Here is a 15,124-nt window from a genome sequence, read left to right on the forward strand (position 1 = left end):
ATACCTTTTATCCTACCAAATAAAGAAGTGGAAAGAGGTAAATCCATACCAAGTCCACAACGTGCCAGAAAAGACCCACACCTTCTACTGGAGTGTAGTATTCAGGACCAACCTTTCTTCTTAAAGTTTTGATGAAAACCCAGAAGATTAGGAAAGCACCAGCTACCACGTGAACCCCGTGAAGACCAGTCATAACAAAGTAAAAGCCATAGAACATTTCCCATTTTGGTTGAGAGATCACTGCTTTTAAGCGAGTCACTTCTTCTGCACTCACATGGTTTTTTTCTAGTTCTGCAGGATTTTTGAGGAGAGCAGAAATTTTAGATTCGCACTCTGCTCTTTTTCCACCAGCAGCACAAGAAGGATCCACAAGGGAAAACTTACCAGGAACTGTTCCTACATGAAACTTGTGACTGTATTCAAAGTATTTGATGACCATGAAGGCACCAGCACAAGCAATCGTAAGAGCAAGCATGATGGCAGCAATTTTATGCAAACCACGTTGCACGTAGTTAATCGCAGCAGCCATCGTAAAGGAACTGATGAGAAGGACTACTGTGTTCACAGCTCCCATTTTCCAATCCAAAGTTTCCGATCCGTTTTTGAAAACTGTCGGATAAAGAGAATGGTAGATGAGGTAACCTACGAATAGGCCACCGAACATCAGGATTTCAGTGCAAAGGAATAACCAAATTCCTTGTTTGGAAGAGGCATACTGATGTTCTGCACTCTTAAAATGGTGTTGGTGGTGAAATTCACTTGAAGAACTAACGGAAGTCATATGGCCCTGCAGTTACTGTTGGAGTAGTTGTAAAGTTTTCGTGTGGAGGAGGAGAAGACGTTTGCCATTCGAGTGTTTTTGCACCCCAAGGGTTGTCAGAAGCTTTTTCTCCTTTCAAAATTCCATGAATGATTGTGATAAGGCCTACCAAAAATCCAAGACCAATCAGCCAAGAACCCACAGTTGAGATTTGGTTGAGGTTTGTGTATTCAGGAAGGTAGTCAAAGTAACGTCGAGGCATACCCATCGCACCGAGTACGAATTGTGGGAAGAAAGTTACGTTGAATCCAGTGAAAATAAGAACCCAAGAGATTCTTCCACCAAGATCAGAAGTCATCTTTCCAAACATCTTAGGGAACCAGTAGAAAATTCCACCCATCAGTGCCATAAGAGTTCCCCCCACCATTACATAATGGAAGTGAGCCACCACAAAGTAAGTGTCATGGAAGTGAACGTCCATACCAGTTGATGCAAGGAATACTCCTGTCAAACCACCGATCGTAAAGAGGAACATAAAACCAAGAGCGAAGAGCATTGGCGCTTCGAAAGTCACTGTTCCGCGATACATTGTGGAAATCCAGTTGAAGAGTTTGATCGCTGTTGGAACCCCAACAAACATAGTGATGATGGAGAAAACAATCCCTGCAATGGTTGATTGGCCAGACACAAACATATGGTGTCCCCAAACAAGGAAGGAAACTGCTGCAATCGCAACAGAAGAATAAGCAATCGCTCGGTATCCAAAAATTGTTTTTTTGGAGAACGCAGTGATGAGTTCAGAAATCACTCCCATCGCAGGAAGGATCATGATATAAACCGCAGGGTGAGAGTAGAACCAGAAGAAGTGTTGGAAAAGAACTGGGTCTCCACCGAGGTCTGGATCAAAGATTCCCACACCAAGAGTTTTCTCTGCTCCGATCAGGAGAAGTGTGATCGCAAGAATTGGTGTTGCAAGGATCTGAATGATGGAAGTGGAATACAAAGCCCAAATCATAAGTGGGATTCGGTCCATAGTCATTCCAGGAGCCCTTAGTTTATGAGTGGTTACAATGAAGTTTAGTCCGGTAAGAATGGAAGAAAAACCCATTGTAAAAGCACCCAAAACAAGCAAAATCACGCCATTGGAAGTTTTTGCCGTTGAGTAAGGTGTATAAAATGTCCAACCTGTATCTACTTGGTTAAAGATCATTGAGGATGCAGCAATCAGCGCTCCAGCAATGAAAATGTAGTAAGAAGCAAGGTTTAATCTTGGGAAAGCAACGTCTTTGGCACCCAATTGGATGGGGAGGACAAAGTTTCCAAGGAAAGCGGGAATTCCAGGAATGATCACCATAAATACCATGATGGCACCATGGAAGGTCATAAACTTATTATAAGTGTCTGGATCCAAAAGTGGGGTTGTGCCAAACTTTGCTAAATGCAGACGGATTCCCAAAGCAAAGAAACCACCAATTAAGAAAAGGGTAGCAACTGTTGCAAAGTACATAAGACCAATGCGTTTGTGGTCCAGAGTGGTCATCCAAGACCAGATTCCGGATCCGTGGTTCAGATAATTATGGTCTGTGTGACCATGTTCGGTTTTTGTATGTGCTGAACTCATCTCTCTTCCTTATTTAATGGATTTGATATATTCAATTAGGTTGGCAACATCTTCGTCAGACAATTGGCCTTGGAATACCGGCATTGCTGGCGGATATCCTTCTACGATTTTTGCAGAGGATACAAGGATGGATTCGCGAAGATAGTTTTCATCTGCTTTGGATTGGCTACCATCAGCAAACTTTCGGCTAGAACCAAAAAGTCCTTTCATTGTAGGTCCAACAATTCTAGATCCGTCGATGGAATGGCAAGAAGCACAAGCTTTTTGAGCAAAGAGAGTCTTTCCAAGATCCGCAGGACTATCGGCACCTTTTTTCTCAGCATGATACCAAGCCGCATATTCCTCAGAAGGAATGGCTTTGATTTTAATCATCATACCAGAGTGTTTGGTTCCGCAGTATTCTGTACAGAATACGATGTATTCTCCTGGTTGTTTTGGTTCAAACCAAAGTTGTGTCAGTTTTCCAGGAACCGCATCTTGTTTGGTTCGGAAAGCTGGAACATAGAAACTATGAATGACATCTTTTGAAGTGAGGATGAGTTTTGTTGCTTTTCCAGCAGGAACAATCATTGGATCGTTTCCGGAACTATAAAACTCTTTTCCGTTCGCATAACGATAAGTCCAAGCCCACTGCTCTGCAGTGACATGAATTTCAGCAGCTATGTCTTCTGGTGGGGTTCTAAGTTTTTCGAAAATGACCATACCCCAGTAGAAAATCCCCATCATGATGATGAGAGGGATAAACGACCAAAGAAATTCTGCAAAATTATTGTGAGTAATGTATGCGGATTTCTGGTCTAAACTTGTACGTTTGAACTTGATGAGGAACCATGTCATTCCACCAATCAAGATGACAAACGAAACAAGGCTTGCTATGATCAGAAACGCATAGAGAAGATCGACTTCTTTTGCGATTTCAGTCGCCTGGATAGGCATGAACGAGGTCGCTGGAATGAGACTGCTCCAAGACATCTATGTGACTCCTTGACGGTTGTTATTTGTTATTTTTCGCCAGTTTATGTATAAAAACGCACCGAGAAGGAGTAAGGTGACCGCCCCCCCGAATTGCATCATCCTGTATGCGTATATCGTATATTTATTTTTTCTCGGATCAAATTGAAAGCAAAATAAAGCAAACTTGTCTACAAAACTCCCAATCTTCCCAGAAGATGCCTCTAAGAAGGCAAATTTCAAATCCCTTGGTTCCAATTGGATCCCTTGGAAAATGCGGGACACTTTCCCTTCTGGAGTCAAAACATAAACCCCACTGGCGTGGATGTATTGTTTTGCTTCCGAATCCCAAGCGTACCGAAAATCCAATTGTTTTGTCAAAGCATCAATGGATTCTTGAGTTCCCGTGAGGAGATGAAGGCCGGATTCAGCACCTTCTCTACCATATTCCTTCAAATAAGCTCCCTTTTTAGGAAAAGCTACGGATTCGTTTTCTTTCGGGTCAATGGATACAGCAATGTATTGGTATTCTTTGCCGAGAGTCCAATCGAGGGCTTTTAATCCTTGGAACACACCATTTAAGTGGAAGTTACAAAGAGTGGGACATTTGAAGTAAACGGGAGAAAGGAGGACTGGTTTTCCTTTCGAAAGAAAATCAGAGAACTTAACGGTTTTCCCAGATTCATCTCGGAACGGAATGTCGAGTTGGAGTGACTTCCCCGTGACATCAGAAAATCCAATATTTTCTAGTTCTTTCGGGAGTTTATTGTCCCGAGCCAGATTGGAATGCGGGTCATACGCAAAGACCTGAGTTCCAAACAACAGACAAAGAAAAAAGAAGAATCGAATGTTCACGAAGGTTTGGTAGTTACCCTATTTGGACTGAACGCTTTTGGATTCCATTCCTGGGTTGTCCGGTGTTCCCGGGTGAACGAAGGATATATAAGCGAAGAAAAGAATGTTAAGAACGAGTGTGACAAGGAAAGTCCAATAGCCACCCTTATTGTAAAGGTCTGTGTTTTGCATAATTTTACCTGATATAGTCTATACGAAAAACTGCTCTTTTTATCCAACAATTTTTAAAAGATGCAAGATTAATTTTATTTTCCCCAAACTCAGATCACAAAACCTGGAGGAAACAGATAGACGTATGACACTCAAACGTTTTTACACCATCCTTTCCGCTATGATCCTGATCAATCTCCTCTACGGACCACTCGTAAGAGCAACAGATTCAGGACTCGCATGCCCTGATTGGCCTTTGTGCCATGGGAAATTTGTACCAGAATTTACATTTCAGATTTTTATGGAAGTGGGCCATAGATACTATTCTGGAATTTTAGGGATCCTGGTAGGAATTGGATTTGTTTGGATTTTACGAAACCAAAGATATCGTAACCAATTGGGAATCCCAGCGACACTTTCACTTATCTTTCTTGTTTCACAAGTGATCCTTGGCGGACTCACTGTTACTAAACTTCTCCACCCAACAACCGTTAACCTACATTTACTCAATGCAGTTCTATTATTGTCTAGTTGTTTAACAGTTCGATTGCTGATCTCTGAAGATACCGATTCTAAATTTCAATGGAATCGACCAGGAAAGTATTTTTTTCTATTTGTACTCATCGTTGTTTTATACCAACTTTTCCTTGGAGGAAAGGTGAGCTCGCATTATGCAGGTCTTGTTTGTTCGGACTTCCCTACTTGTAATGGAGAGTGGTTTCCGAAAATGATAGGACCCATCCGATTTCAAATGGAACATAGATTGTTTGGATATTTAGCTGCCTTGTCTGTACTTTCTTTGTCTGCATATGGAATTCTTTACTTAAAAGATAATTTGGTCAAAAAGACTCTTAAAATAGCTGCTTATCTAATATCTTTTCAGATTTTTTTAGGTGCTATGAACGTTTTATACCAACTACCCAAACTCATCACCGGATTACACACGCTAAATGGTGTTCTCGTGTTTATGTTTTGTTTTATTGCAGCCTTTTATCATTTTAGGTCTCCAGGAAAAGAGGTTCTATAATGTTCCGATTATGGAACCAACTGACAAAACCTAGGGTCACTGTACTTGTACTTGCGACAGTTCTTCCGGGAATGTATCTAGGGACAACTGGTTACCCTTCACTTTTAGAAATCTCTATTACTCTATTTGGAACCTATTTAATGAGTTCTGCTTCTTTTATTCTCAATCAGTACATTGAACGAGAAAGAGATGCAGTGATGTACAGAACCAAACAAAGACCAATCCCTGCTGGTGAAATCTCTCCAGGATTTGCCCTCTTTCTTGGAGTCGCAGTGGCGATCATTGCCTTTATCATTTTAACTCATTTTATCAATCTTCTAACAGCTATTTGTGCGCTTTCTGCATTATTGTTATACGTGTTTTTATACACAATCTGGTTGAAACCAAGAACGGAACAAAACATCGTTATTGGTGGGATCTCTGGATGTATCGGACCTCTGATCGGATATTCTGCCATGGCCAATGCACTTCCAGTCCAAGCATGGGTTTTATTTTTAATGATCTTTCTCTGGACACCGGCACATTTTTGGGCACTTGCGATCTTCTTAAAAGACGATTATGAATTTGCAGGAATTCCAATGATGCCTGTTGTTTCAGGCATTCAAAAGACAGTGAACCAAATTTTCCTTTATGCAATTGCTTATTCTTTGTCTGTCATTGGGTTTTTCTTTGTAGATGAAAGGATGGGATTTTTATTTTTAAGTTCTGCGTTTGTATTAACGATTTTGATTTTAGTATTTGCTTATCGTTTGAAACTTTCAAAGGACAAAATTCTCGCAAAACGATTTTTCTTTTTTAGTATCTTTCATTTATTTTTAGTAAGTTTAGCCATCGTGATCGATTCCAAAATCTAGGTTTTTTGATTGATTTGGGCAGGAAATCCTGTTTTTCTTCTGCCCATGGGTATCCTCAAACATTATTTCAATCAATCTGATTTGGAAGAAATCAAAAGAGCTGTCGGTGAAGCGGAGTCAAAAACCTCTGCAGAAATTGTTCCTTATTTTGCAGAATCCTCTCACCACTACAAAGAATGGGCCTGGCTTGGTGCCTTCCTTATGGGTGGAATCACTGGTATCAGTTTTTATACTGCTCAAAAGTTTTATGGTCTTGTTTGGAATGGGGAATCTCTTTATGCAGTTCTTTCTGTTTGGATAGGAGCTATTTTTGGATTAATCCTAACTGCTCTTTTCCCAAAACTTAGAATCAACCTGGTTTCAAGAGCCGCAAAACAATACTTTGTCGACCTTAGAGCCAAAGAAGCCTTTTTGGACGAAGAAGTTTTCCGTACCAAAGACCGAACCGGAATTTTAATTTATATCTCTCTATATGAACACTTTGTTCGCATTTTGCCTGACAAAGAAATTGCAAGAGTTGTCCCTAAATCGGAATGGAATGAAGCAGTGAAACTGATCATTGAAGGGATGAAGTCGAATCAAAAAAAAGAAGGGATTGTATCTAGCATTCTCTTTTGTGGAGACTTACTCAAAAAATACAACATCCAAAGAGAAAAGGATGATAAAAACGAAATCTCAAATGAAATTCGAGATGGTGGGAAATTGATGTGATGTATCTCAAAAGAAAGCTGAATCATTCAAAACTAAATACATTTATCGATTTTGGAAAAATATCTCTTTTTATTTTTCTTTTATCCCCAATCTTTACAGAGATTCATTCCTACCCTGTTCCAAAATTAGAAAGAAGGGTGATGGACCATGCAGGAATTTTATCAGAAGCAACCATCACCCAAATTGAAACGAACTTGAAGCAGTTTGAAGCAGAAACTTCTAATCAGATTGCGGTGTATACAACCCCGAGTCTGCAAGAGGAACCGATTGAAGAGGTAGCCATTCAAATTTTTGATGAATGGAAGTTGGGACAGAAATCCAAAAACAATGGAGTTCTCTTCATCATTGCACCTAACGAAAGAAAGATGCGAATAGAAGTAGGCCGTGGACTCGAAGGGGCACTAACGGACATCCAAGCCAAACAAATCATTCGTGATGAACTTAAACCACGTTTTAAAGCAAAAGATATGGATGGTGGGGTGATAGCCGGTGTGAATGCGATTATGGCAACGATTCGAGGAGAATACACACCTTCAGCAGATGATGTCGCCACGACTGGAAATAGTTCCGACGATGAAGTTTTTTCCTCTGGAATTGTAGGAGGTATTTTTACCTTAATTTCCTTAATTGTCCCTTCGATTGGAGGAATCATTTTTACAATCATTGGGCTTTTAGTTTTATTCCCACTTTTAACCTTTCTGTTCGGAAGTACGTTTGGCCTTATCGTTGCTGTTTTGTTATTTTTTCTTGTTATGTTTATAAAACGTAAATTAGGAATCGGTAATGGTGGTGGCTCCGATGGTGGATATTTTGGCGGCGGTGGTTGGTCTAGTGGCGGAGACTCTTGGTCTTCAGGTTCGGACAGTTGGTCTGGTGGAGGTGGTGACTCTGCTGGCGGTGGAGCTTCTGGAGATTGGTAATTCAATGAATTTCATTGAATTATAAACTTCAATCAAGAGTTCAATCGTTTCAACATAAATCACCTAACTCAAACTCAAGTTAGGTGATTTCAATCAAAATGAGCGTGGAATCGTCCTTCCATTGTGGTTTATTCAACCTTTGAAATAACATGTTTTGAATTGTGGGTAGGACTTCCGTAAAGGTTAAAGTTCCTGTTTTCTGAATTATATCCAACAAATCAGCCCAAGCTTGTGCTCCATCAGATTCGTTTAATTCCTCAAACAATCCATCTGTAAATAAAAAGATACGATCCCCCGACTCCACTTTTGATTCAAAAATTCCATATCGATAGTGTTCCAAAATCCCAATAATGGGACCTGTATTTTCCAATACTGACGTGACACCGTTTTTTTTCAGATGAATTTGATTTTGAACTCCACCGCCCGCATAACGTAGGATTTTTTGATGAAAATCAAAATCCATCACGATCGCTGGGAAATAAATTTGAAGGTCGGCATTTTTATCATAAAAATGTTGGTTCATGTAGAACAATACATCATTTGGCCGCATGGCCACAGCAGATACACGCTCAAACTCTGATTGGATCATCATTGAATAAAGTGCCGCCTGTAAACCATGCCCAGTTGCATCACCCAAAAAGAAGCGGTAATAAAAATCCTGAATTCGTTTTACGAAATAAATATCTCCACCAACCTCAGCAATTGGTTTATATAAAATATCTACTTTGAGGTAAGGGTCTAAATCAGGAAGTTTGGTAACACTTTGAATGATGGACTTAGCAAGCCTCATATCTTTTCCAATTTGATCCAACTTTCCTTGGAGTTCCTCGGTTTTATCTTTAACTCGAGTCTCTAATCTTTCATTCAATTCAGTGAGTTGGTTTTGAACTCCTTGTAAGGTTTGGTTTTTATCAGAAAGTTCTACCGCTAGATTTTCAGCCTCAACAAATCCTTTTGAAAAATTTCTAGCGATATAAACTGACTGCACAAAAAACATTGTAAAAATTCCAAAATGGATGGTAAGCGGTCCATATATGATTAAATTATTTACCAATATATCGTTAACAAAACTTCCAATAAAAATTGCAAAACTCAGAAAAAAGATTTTTGACCCGGGTAAGGAATCACGAATTGTTCTGGTGATGACAACAAAGGTATATCCAGCACCTAACAATGTAAACACTTGAAACGGCACCATCAAATAAGTATAAAATGAAGATCTAGTCACTAAAACGATAAAACAAAAAGCAAAACCTAAATATTTTAGAGATTCATACACTCTTCTAGAAAAATATGGTTTGAAGAGCAAATAAACATATCGTGCAAAAACAGGTGTGATTAAAAAGAAACTTAGATAACTCAACTTCAAATGGACTTCCCAAGATAAGTCAGGATACAACTGAATGATATACTTGTTACCAGTAATAAACACCCGTAAGGCGACTAAGATACAGGTGAGAGCAAACCAATAAGTAAATGGATCTTTTTTCCTGTTCCAAAATAAAAACAAATGATAGATCCCCATAAACAAAATACTTCCAACAAGGAGCATATCTCGTAAAATCGCAAATTCGTATTTGTTATGGATATCGGACGTCCTACCTAAGATGATCGCTTGGGCTGGACCACCTTTCCTATGATGATAATTCGAAATTTGTAAAACAATAGACGTTTCGTTTTCTTTTGGGAAAAAATCAACAATTCGTGGACGATACTCCGGTTTCCCTGTTTGGTATGAAGTAGCCACAACCCCATTCGAAGACATCTTTACACCATCAACAAACAGGTTATAGGCGGTCTCCATCTCGGGTACTTTTAATGAAAGAGGGACTCCTTGAAGACCATGTTTAACCTTGAGGCTAAAGGTGGCATATCCATCCCCAGCAAGAAATCCGCGGTTTAAAAAAGAATCAGACCAAATCCCCGGAACGTAAAAAAAATGTGGTTCTCTACTTGTATTTAAGGTTTCGAAATCATTAGGGGATATCAGTAAGCCCGGATAATATTCCCAATCCCCTTTGAGTTCTAAGGTATTTTTCTGCCCACCGAGATACGACTCTGCCGATAGAACCCCTCTATCGGCAGTGGGAGGTACTTCTGCCGCCATACACGAAAAAAGCACCAAACACCAAATCATTCCGAACCATCGGAAATTCATGGACAAAGGAAGTTTAACAGACCTATAGGCGGTTCTGAACCGGGATGTATTTTCTTTGGTTTTCACCCACATATATTTGTTTTGGACGAACTTTTGAGAAGTCTCCCTTCACTCTTTGTTCTCTCCAATGTGCAAGCCAACCAGGAAGGCGACCTATTACTTGCATCACAGAGAACATATTCTTAGGGATTCCCAATGTGTGAAATACGAGTCCAGAGTAGTATTCTAAATTCGGGTAAAGAAGATTCTCCATAAAATAAGAATCGTTCCAAACTACTTCGTCTATTTGTAGGGCAATGTCTTCCACAGCAGACAGTTTTCTGCCTTTATAAAATTCGTGAATGATTTCACGAGCCACTTTGGCACGTGGACTTACCACATCGTATGCCTTTTGTCCAAATCCATTGGTTTGGATGTTTAGGCCACCGCGTTTGAATCTTTCAAAATAATCTTTAACAGGTGTTTTTGTTTTGATGATGTCTTCGATTAGCCCAATCGCAGCCGTAGGACGCCCACCTTCTCTTGCTCCCCATTGTGCCATAATCCCTGCAGAAATAGAGGCAAATAAATTGGCTTGTGTGGACCCAACCACTTGGACTGCGGTGTTGGATACGTTTTGTTCATGATCCGCATGTAAAATCCACATCTGATTTAAAATGCGATCGAACTCTTCTGGAACTGTATAATTGTCCGCTGGCATTTTATGCATCATGTAAAGAAAGTTTGTGCAGTATGGATTTTTATCCAAAGGATATACAAAAGGATGGCCCACTGCATGTTTATAAGTAAAAGCAGCAATGGTGCGGATTTTTGCGAGTAACCTTGCAATTAAATCCACTCCCATATCTAACTTTTCTTCATATTCTTCTAAATAATAACTAGAAAGTGAAGTAACCATGACAGACAAAACTGCCAATGGATTTGCAACACCGGGAAATCCATCGAAAAGATTTAACATATCTTCATGGATCATAGAGTGTTTTGAAAGCCGACCAGAAAAATCACCTAATTCTTGTTTGGTGGGAAGGTTTCCGTAAATTAATAAAAACGAAGTTTCCACAAATGTGGATTGATAAGCAAGTTCTTTTAAATCATAACCTCTGTAGGTTAGTTCCCCTTTTTCGGGATCACGTCTTGATACTTTAGACAAACCAAGAGCAGTGTTGAATAAACCAGGATCTACAGTGACCAGGCCCGTTTTTCTATAAAAATCGGTTAGGTCGATTCCCTCTTTTCCATCGGTACCAACAATGACCGGTAATTTATATGTTTTGCCTTTGACGTGGAACTCCACTTCACTCATGAAAAGACCTCTCTCCCTCCTATCTTACGGAAGGGAAGTTTGGAATCTAGAATAATTTAGACTTGGGTGAGTGCAGAATTAAGAGAATCGTGGATGAGGACAAAATCAGTGAGACCAACAATATCCATCACTTTTCGAAAGTGTGTATTGAGACCGGCAAACTCGATTTTTCCCTGATTTTCAGAAGACTTGGTGATCAGACTGATGAGGGTTGCGATTCCCGCTGAATTGATGTAAGAAGTCTCCGAAAAGTTCAAAATGACGCGACTGCGTTTGTCTCCCGGAATGGATTCGTAAGATTCAACAATCTCTTCTTCGGCTTCGGATGTGATTTCACCAGATATATGAATTACGGGTAAATTACCCCCGTTTTCAAATCCCAACCGAATTTTAAACTCTTCCATCATTAGCTTCCAGGGAAATTCACCAAGAACGAGGGTCAACAATAATTAGGATTTCGATTTTCTTTCTTCTTTCGACAATCGACCAAAGGGTTGTTTGCACTTTCGACAAACAAAGTATATATCAGTTGGTGTAGCAGATATCCCGACAAGTCCCATGGCGATCATTCCCCAAGTGGAATACTTAACAACTTTACGTGCATTTTCATCGTCACGAGTGGTGCCACAATCACAAGTGGGACGGTCGGCTTTTTTAATGATTTGGTTCATAAAGACAAGTGTTCGGCTCCAACCCGTAGGCGGAACCGAAAAAGACAATGATTAATTTTTAGAAAGGTGTTCTACGTATTTTGCAAGGATGCGGATGTTATCATCACCCAAATGTCCGTAAGCAACCATTGGAGATCCTTTGATTCCTTCTTTCAAAGTTTTAGTCACACCAGCAGCAGTATTTCCGTTTTTCCATTCAGAAGCTGGGGATTTGTAGTTTCTTGGTTTTGGGTTGAGAGCGGCTGCAGCTGCACCATCACCAGCACCTTTTTCGCCGTGGCAAGAAGAGCAGTTTTGAAGGTAAAGTTCTTCCCCTTTTGCAAGATCAGGATCTGCACTCGCGCTAGATTCAACTGCTGCAGGTGTTTCTTCTTTTGGTTTGGAATCGCCACAAGCTACCATCACGAAAGCGAAGGAGAGTGCGAAGAGAGAGACTAAGACTTTTTTTGAGTTCATTTCTTACTCCAAGATAAGGTTGGCTCCAGTCTCTCACCCTTCTTATCTTTTGAAAAGAAGAAATCACTGTTTTTCTAAAAGATTTGCAAGTGCCTTTTCTAAATTTTGAAACTGAAACTCATATCCGCTAGAAAGCAACCGTTCCGGAAGCACATACTGTCCCTTGGTCACCACAACGGAACCTTCTCCATAAAGCGCCTGTATGGCGAAGGATGGAACTTTGAAAAAGTTTGGCCGATGTAAGGTTTTGGCCAAAGCGATCGAAAATTCATCGTTACTTACGGGATAAGGTGAAACTAAATTATATGCACCGGAAGCTGTATCCAACTGCATTAAGTGCAACATGGCAGAAATAAAATCCAATATATGAATCCAACTCATCCCTTGTTTCCCGGAAGCAATGGACCCACCCACACCTAGTAAAAAAGGAGGGATCATTTTCTCCAAGGCTCCCCCATTAGGAGATAGAACGATTCCAGTTCGCAAAACCAACGATCGAATTCCTCTTGTAGAAAGGGGATGGATTTGGTTTTCCCACTCCACACAAAGTTTCGCTAGAAAATCCTCACCGGGAGCAGACTTCTCAGTATAGGGAGGATGGCTGTCTTCTGACATTCCATAATAACCAATCGCACTTGAGTTCACAAAAACTTTGGGTGGTGATTTTAGATCCATAATGCGAGCCACAAGTCCACGTGTAAAATCAACACGAGAAGTACGAATCAGTCGTTTGCGTTCTTCCGTCCATCTAACACCTGCTATTGGCTCACCAACTAAGTTGACGATGGCATCTAGTCCTTCCAGGTCAGAAGTTTGCGGAAGGATGCAGGAAACAAATTCCAATTCTTGATAAGAAGAAAGTTCCGGTGGTAAAGATGGTTTTCTAGAAAAAACACGAAACCTATGTCCCAAACCTACTGCCCTTTCAATGAATGAAGTACCAATCAGACCAGTACCACCTAAAATTCCGATTTTCATAGGATCTCCCAAACATTGGAATGATAAAAAAAGAAGTAGCCCATTTTCTCAGGTTGGAGAAGTTTTTCTTTCATATGAGACCTGCCATTGTTCTTCCGATTTTTTTCGCCATTACACTTGTTCTCTTCGGGAACTACTATCTATTTTCTGGAACCAAAAAAAACATAAATTTATACAATGAAAACCCACCCTTCCGCATTGAAGACACAACAGGATCTGGAAGCATTCACCTTCTATTAGACAAAGATAAAAAAACCGTTTGGAGAAAGAAACAAAACGGGAAGGAAGATTTTGATTTTTTCTTAGAGATGAAACTCTCTCATTTTTGGGATGGAACTGAGTTTTCACCCAGACAATTTAAAAATTTAAATGTCATTGCTTGTCCGGGAGAAACATTACCTACATTTCAAATGCGTTTTTTATTACGGGAAAGTATTAATGTAGACAAAGAACTTAGGATGCCAAAAGACCAACTAACATTTGTTTATCGATATGAAGAAAAAAATAAATCGGAAATTTCGATTTCCCTTTCAAAACTCCCAAAGTTTCAAAAAGAAAAAAATTATCCAGAAAACATTTATATTTTAACCCCGGAATTCAAACTTTTTTCTCAAGAAGGATGTATAGCGGAAGTAGAACTGGAAGAAATACAGTAATTGAACTTTTGATTGAATCAAACGCCTTTTGTTTGTTTCTCTATTTCTTTTTTTAGTTCGATGATACTCATATAAAGGTTTGCAAAAGTGGTGAGTTGGTTCATTGCATCTTGCAAACCCGCTTTGAATAAAAGTCCGTTGTCCATATGTTCTCGAAAGATGGTGAGCGGATTTTCCGACTCCATACTTCCGACAGTTTTTTGGTAAGATTCCATCAGTTCTATTTTATCATCTAGAGACTCAGGAATTTTCCAACCATTGGACAACCGACTCATAAAAAATTATCTACCTTCGACTTCGAGAAGTTTGGTGGTCTTTACAATGAGACGTGTGACAATATAAAATACAAACCCAAACCCAAAAAACCAAGTATGAAATGGTTTCCAAATTCCTGTGATGTCTACTGCTCGAAGTGTTGGCTCTTGGAAATAAACTTGGATCAAATCAAAAACTGTGAACACAACAATGATTCCAAATAAACTTGGGTATTCACGTTTCCAAATATTACGGAAAGAAAAACTTAAATTTGGTTTTTTATATCCAGACAAACGAGGGATGAAGGCTGGCGTTTTGTCCGCCCATTCCAAATATCCTTTTGCAAATTTACCACGTAAGAAGTATTCTTCTGCAAAGATGATTCGTTCGTAATACAAATAGAAAAACATGATGTATACAAGCGCAAAGGCAAAATCCCGAAGGATAAAAACCGGGCCAAGATACATCAGAAAATTCCCTACATATAACGGGTGTCTGACTAGTGAGTATATCCCTGATTGGTTTACAACATCAGCCACTTGTTGTTTTGTATTTCTACCAGAAGTGTTTTTGGGAGTGTATCCGATCGTAAAACATCTAACAAAAAGTCCTGCAAAACTGACTAAAAATGCACCTGATAACCAATACAAATTGGACTCGTAATTCCCTTGGAAATAAGGGACATACGGTAGATACAGTAAGGAAAGAAACAAAATGACTCCTGGAATGTAGGAGCGCCATCGGAAGAGAAAATTGCCTTGTTGGTTGAGTTCTTCTATAAGTGCCATGTGAATTCGT

The 15,124-nt window shown here is 39.7% G+C and carries 17 protein-coding genes; 5 read left to right on the forward strand and 12 right to left on the reverse strand.

From position 1 onward, the window contains the following. Positions 1 to 7: 7 nt before the first annotated feature. From EHQ47_RS12795 to EHQ47_RS12810, 4 genes are read right to left on the reverse strand one after another with little or no spacing between them, the layout of a single operon-like run. The gene (locus EHQ47_RS12795; protein ID WP_004784910.1) at positions 8 to 781 is read right to left on the reverse strand and encodes a cytochrome c oxidase subunit 3 family protein; all 774 of its coding nucleotides are present in this window, start codon (positions 779 to 781) and stop codon (positions 8 to 10) included. Then, on the reverse strand, positions 768 to 2,381 hold the full coding sequence (locus tag EHQ47_RS12800; protein WP_135746705.1) for a cytochrome c oxidase subunit I: 1,614 nt from the start codon (positions 2,379 to 2,381) through the stop codon (positions 768 to 770). Before EHQ47_RS12800 ends, EHQ47_RS12795 begins: the two co-directional genes overlap by 14 nt. 9 nt (positions 2,382 to 2,390) lie before the next feature. Next, positions 2,391 to 3,353 (reverse strand): cytochrome c oxidase subunit II, encoded by a 963-nt coding sequence (gene coxB, locus EHQ47_RS12805; RefSeq protein WP_135694041.1) that lies wholly within the window; start codon positions 3,351 to 3,353, stop codon positions 2,391 to 2,393. Next, on the reverse strand, positions 3,354 to 4,187 hold the full coding sequence (locus EHQ47_RS12810) for an SCO family protein (protein ID WP_135746704.1): 834 nt from the start codon (positions 4,185 to 4,187) through the stop codon (positions 3,354 to 3,356). A 295-nt stretch (positions 4,188 to 4,482) separates the two neighbouring features. Between EHQ47_RS12810 and EHQ47_RS12815 the strand changes: the two genes are divergently transcribed. From EHQ47_RS12815 to EHQ47_RS12830, 4 genes are read left to right on the forward strand one after another with little or no spacing between them, the layout of a single operon-like run. Beyond that, positions 4,483 to 5,364, forward strand: coding sequence for a COX15/CtaA family protein (locus EHQ47_RS12815; protein WP_135777301.1), 882 nt, complete (start codon positions 4,483 to 4,485; stop codon positions 5,362 to 5,364). After that, a complete protein-coding gene (locus EHQ47_RS12820; protein WP_135746702.1) occupies positions 5,364 to 6,218 on the forward strand; it encodes a heme o synthase in 855 nt (284 codons plus the stop codon). Before EHQ47_RS12815 ends, EHQ47_RS12820 begins: the two co-directional genes overlap by 1 nt. Before the next feature lie 9 nt (positions 6,219 to 6,227). Next, positions 6,228 to 6,929 (forward strand): TPM domain-containing protein, encoded by a 702-nt coding sequence (locus EHQ47_RS12825; protein WP_135746701.1) that lies wholly within the window; start codon positions 6,228 to 6,230, stop codon positions 6,927 to 6,929. Further along, positions 6,929 to 7,849 carry a TPM domain-containing protein gene (locus EHQ47_RS12830; protein WP_135746700.1) on the forward strand — a complete coding sequence of 307 codons (921 nt, stop codon included), beginning with the start codon at positions 6,929 to 6,931 and terminating at the stop codon, positions 7,847 to 7,849. The genes EHQ47_RS12825 and EHQ47_RS12830 overlap by 1 nt, the downstream gene beginning before the upstream one ends. Before the next feature lie 79 nt (positions 7,850 to 7,928). Here the strand turns inward: EHQ47_RS12830 and EHQ47_RS12835 are convergent, their stop codons facing one another. The 6 genes from EHQ47_RS12835 to EHQ47_RS12860 all read right to left on the reverse strand — a co-directional run bounded on the left by EHQ47_RS12835 (position 7,929) and on the right by EHQ47_RS12860 (position 13,415). After that, entirely contained in the window at positions 7,929 to 9,956 is a 2,028-nt protein-coding gene (locus tag EHQ47_RS12835; RefSeq protein ID WP_135777302.1) for a SpoIIE family protein phosphatase, read from the reverse strand. Positions 9,957 to 10,029: 73 nt separating this feature from the next. Beyond that, positions 10,030 to 11,310 carry a citrate/2-methylcitrate synthase gene (locus tag EHQ47_RS12840; RefSeq protein ID WP_135777303.1) on the reverse strand — a complete coding sequence of 427 codons (1,281 nt, stop codon included), beginning with the start codon at positions 11,308 to 11,310 and terminating at the stop codon, positions 10,030 to 10,032. Between the two features lie 56 nt (positions 11,311 to 11,366). Then, positions 11,367 to 11,717: an STAS domain-containing protein gene (locus tag EHQ47_RS12845; protein WP_165779520.1), complete on the reverse strand. Its 351-nt coding sequence runs from the start codon at positions 11,715 to 11,717 to the stop codon at positions 11,367 to 11,369. Positions 11,718 to 11,759: 42 nt separating this feature from the next. Continuing rightward, complete coding sequence (locus EHQ47_RS12850) at positions 11,760 to 11,981, reverse strand: hypothetical protein (RefSeq protein ID WP_100744298.1); 222 nt, start codon at positions 11,979 to 11,981, stop codon at positions 11,760 to 11,762. Positions 11,982 to 12,032: 51 nt separating this feature from the next. Continuing rightward, positions 12,033 to 12,437 (reverse strand): c-type cytochrome, encoded by a 405-nt coding sequence (locus tag EHQ47_RS12855; RefSeq protein WP_004787200.1) that lies wholly within the window; start codon positions 12,435 to 12,437, stop codon positions 12,033 to 12,035. Positions 12,438 to 12,500: 63 nt separating this feature from the next. Then, entirely contained in the window at positions 12,501 to 13,415 is a 915-nt protein-coding gene (locus EHQ47_RS12860; RefSeq protein ID WP_135777304.1) for a TIGR01777 family oxidoreductase, read from the reverse strand. A gap of 74 nt (positions 13,416 to 13,489) precedes the next feature. Between EHQ47_RS12860 and EHQ47_RS12865 the strand changes: the two genes are divergently transcribed. Then, a complete protein-coding gene (locus EHQ47_RS12865) occupies positions 13,490 to 14,071 on the forward strand; it encodes a hypothetical protein (protein ID WP_135750087.1) in 582 nt (193 codons plus the stop codon). Between the two features lie 17 nt (positions 14,072 to 14,088). Here the strand turns inward: EHQ47_RS12865 and EHQ47_RS12870 are convergent, their stop codons facing one another. After that, on the reverse strand, positions 14,089 to 14,346 hold the full coding sequence (locus tag EHQ47_RS12870; RefSeq protein WP_135746696.1) for a hypothetical protein: 258 nt from the start codon (positions 14,344 to 14,346) through the stop codon (positions 14,089 to 14,091). A gap of 6 nt (positions 14,347 to 14,352) precedes the next feature. Further along, positions 14,353 to 15,114 (reverse strand): lipid A Kdo2 1-phosphate O-methyltransferase, encoded by a 762-nt coding sequence (gene lmtA, locus EHQ47_RS12875; RefSeq protein ID WP_135750058.1) that lies wholly within the window; start codon positions 15,112 to 15,114, stop codon positions 14,353 to 14,355. Between the last annotated feature and the right edge of the window lie 10 nt (positions 15,115 to 15,124).

The sequence above is a fragment of the Leptospira bourretii genome, assembly GCF_004770145.1.
GTDB classification, from domain to species: Bacteria; Spirochaetota; Leptospiria; order Leptospirales; family Leptospiraceae; genus Leptospira_A; species Leptospira_A bourretii.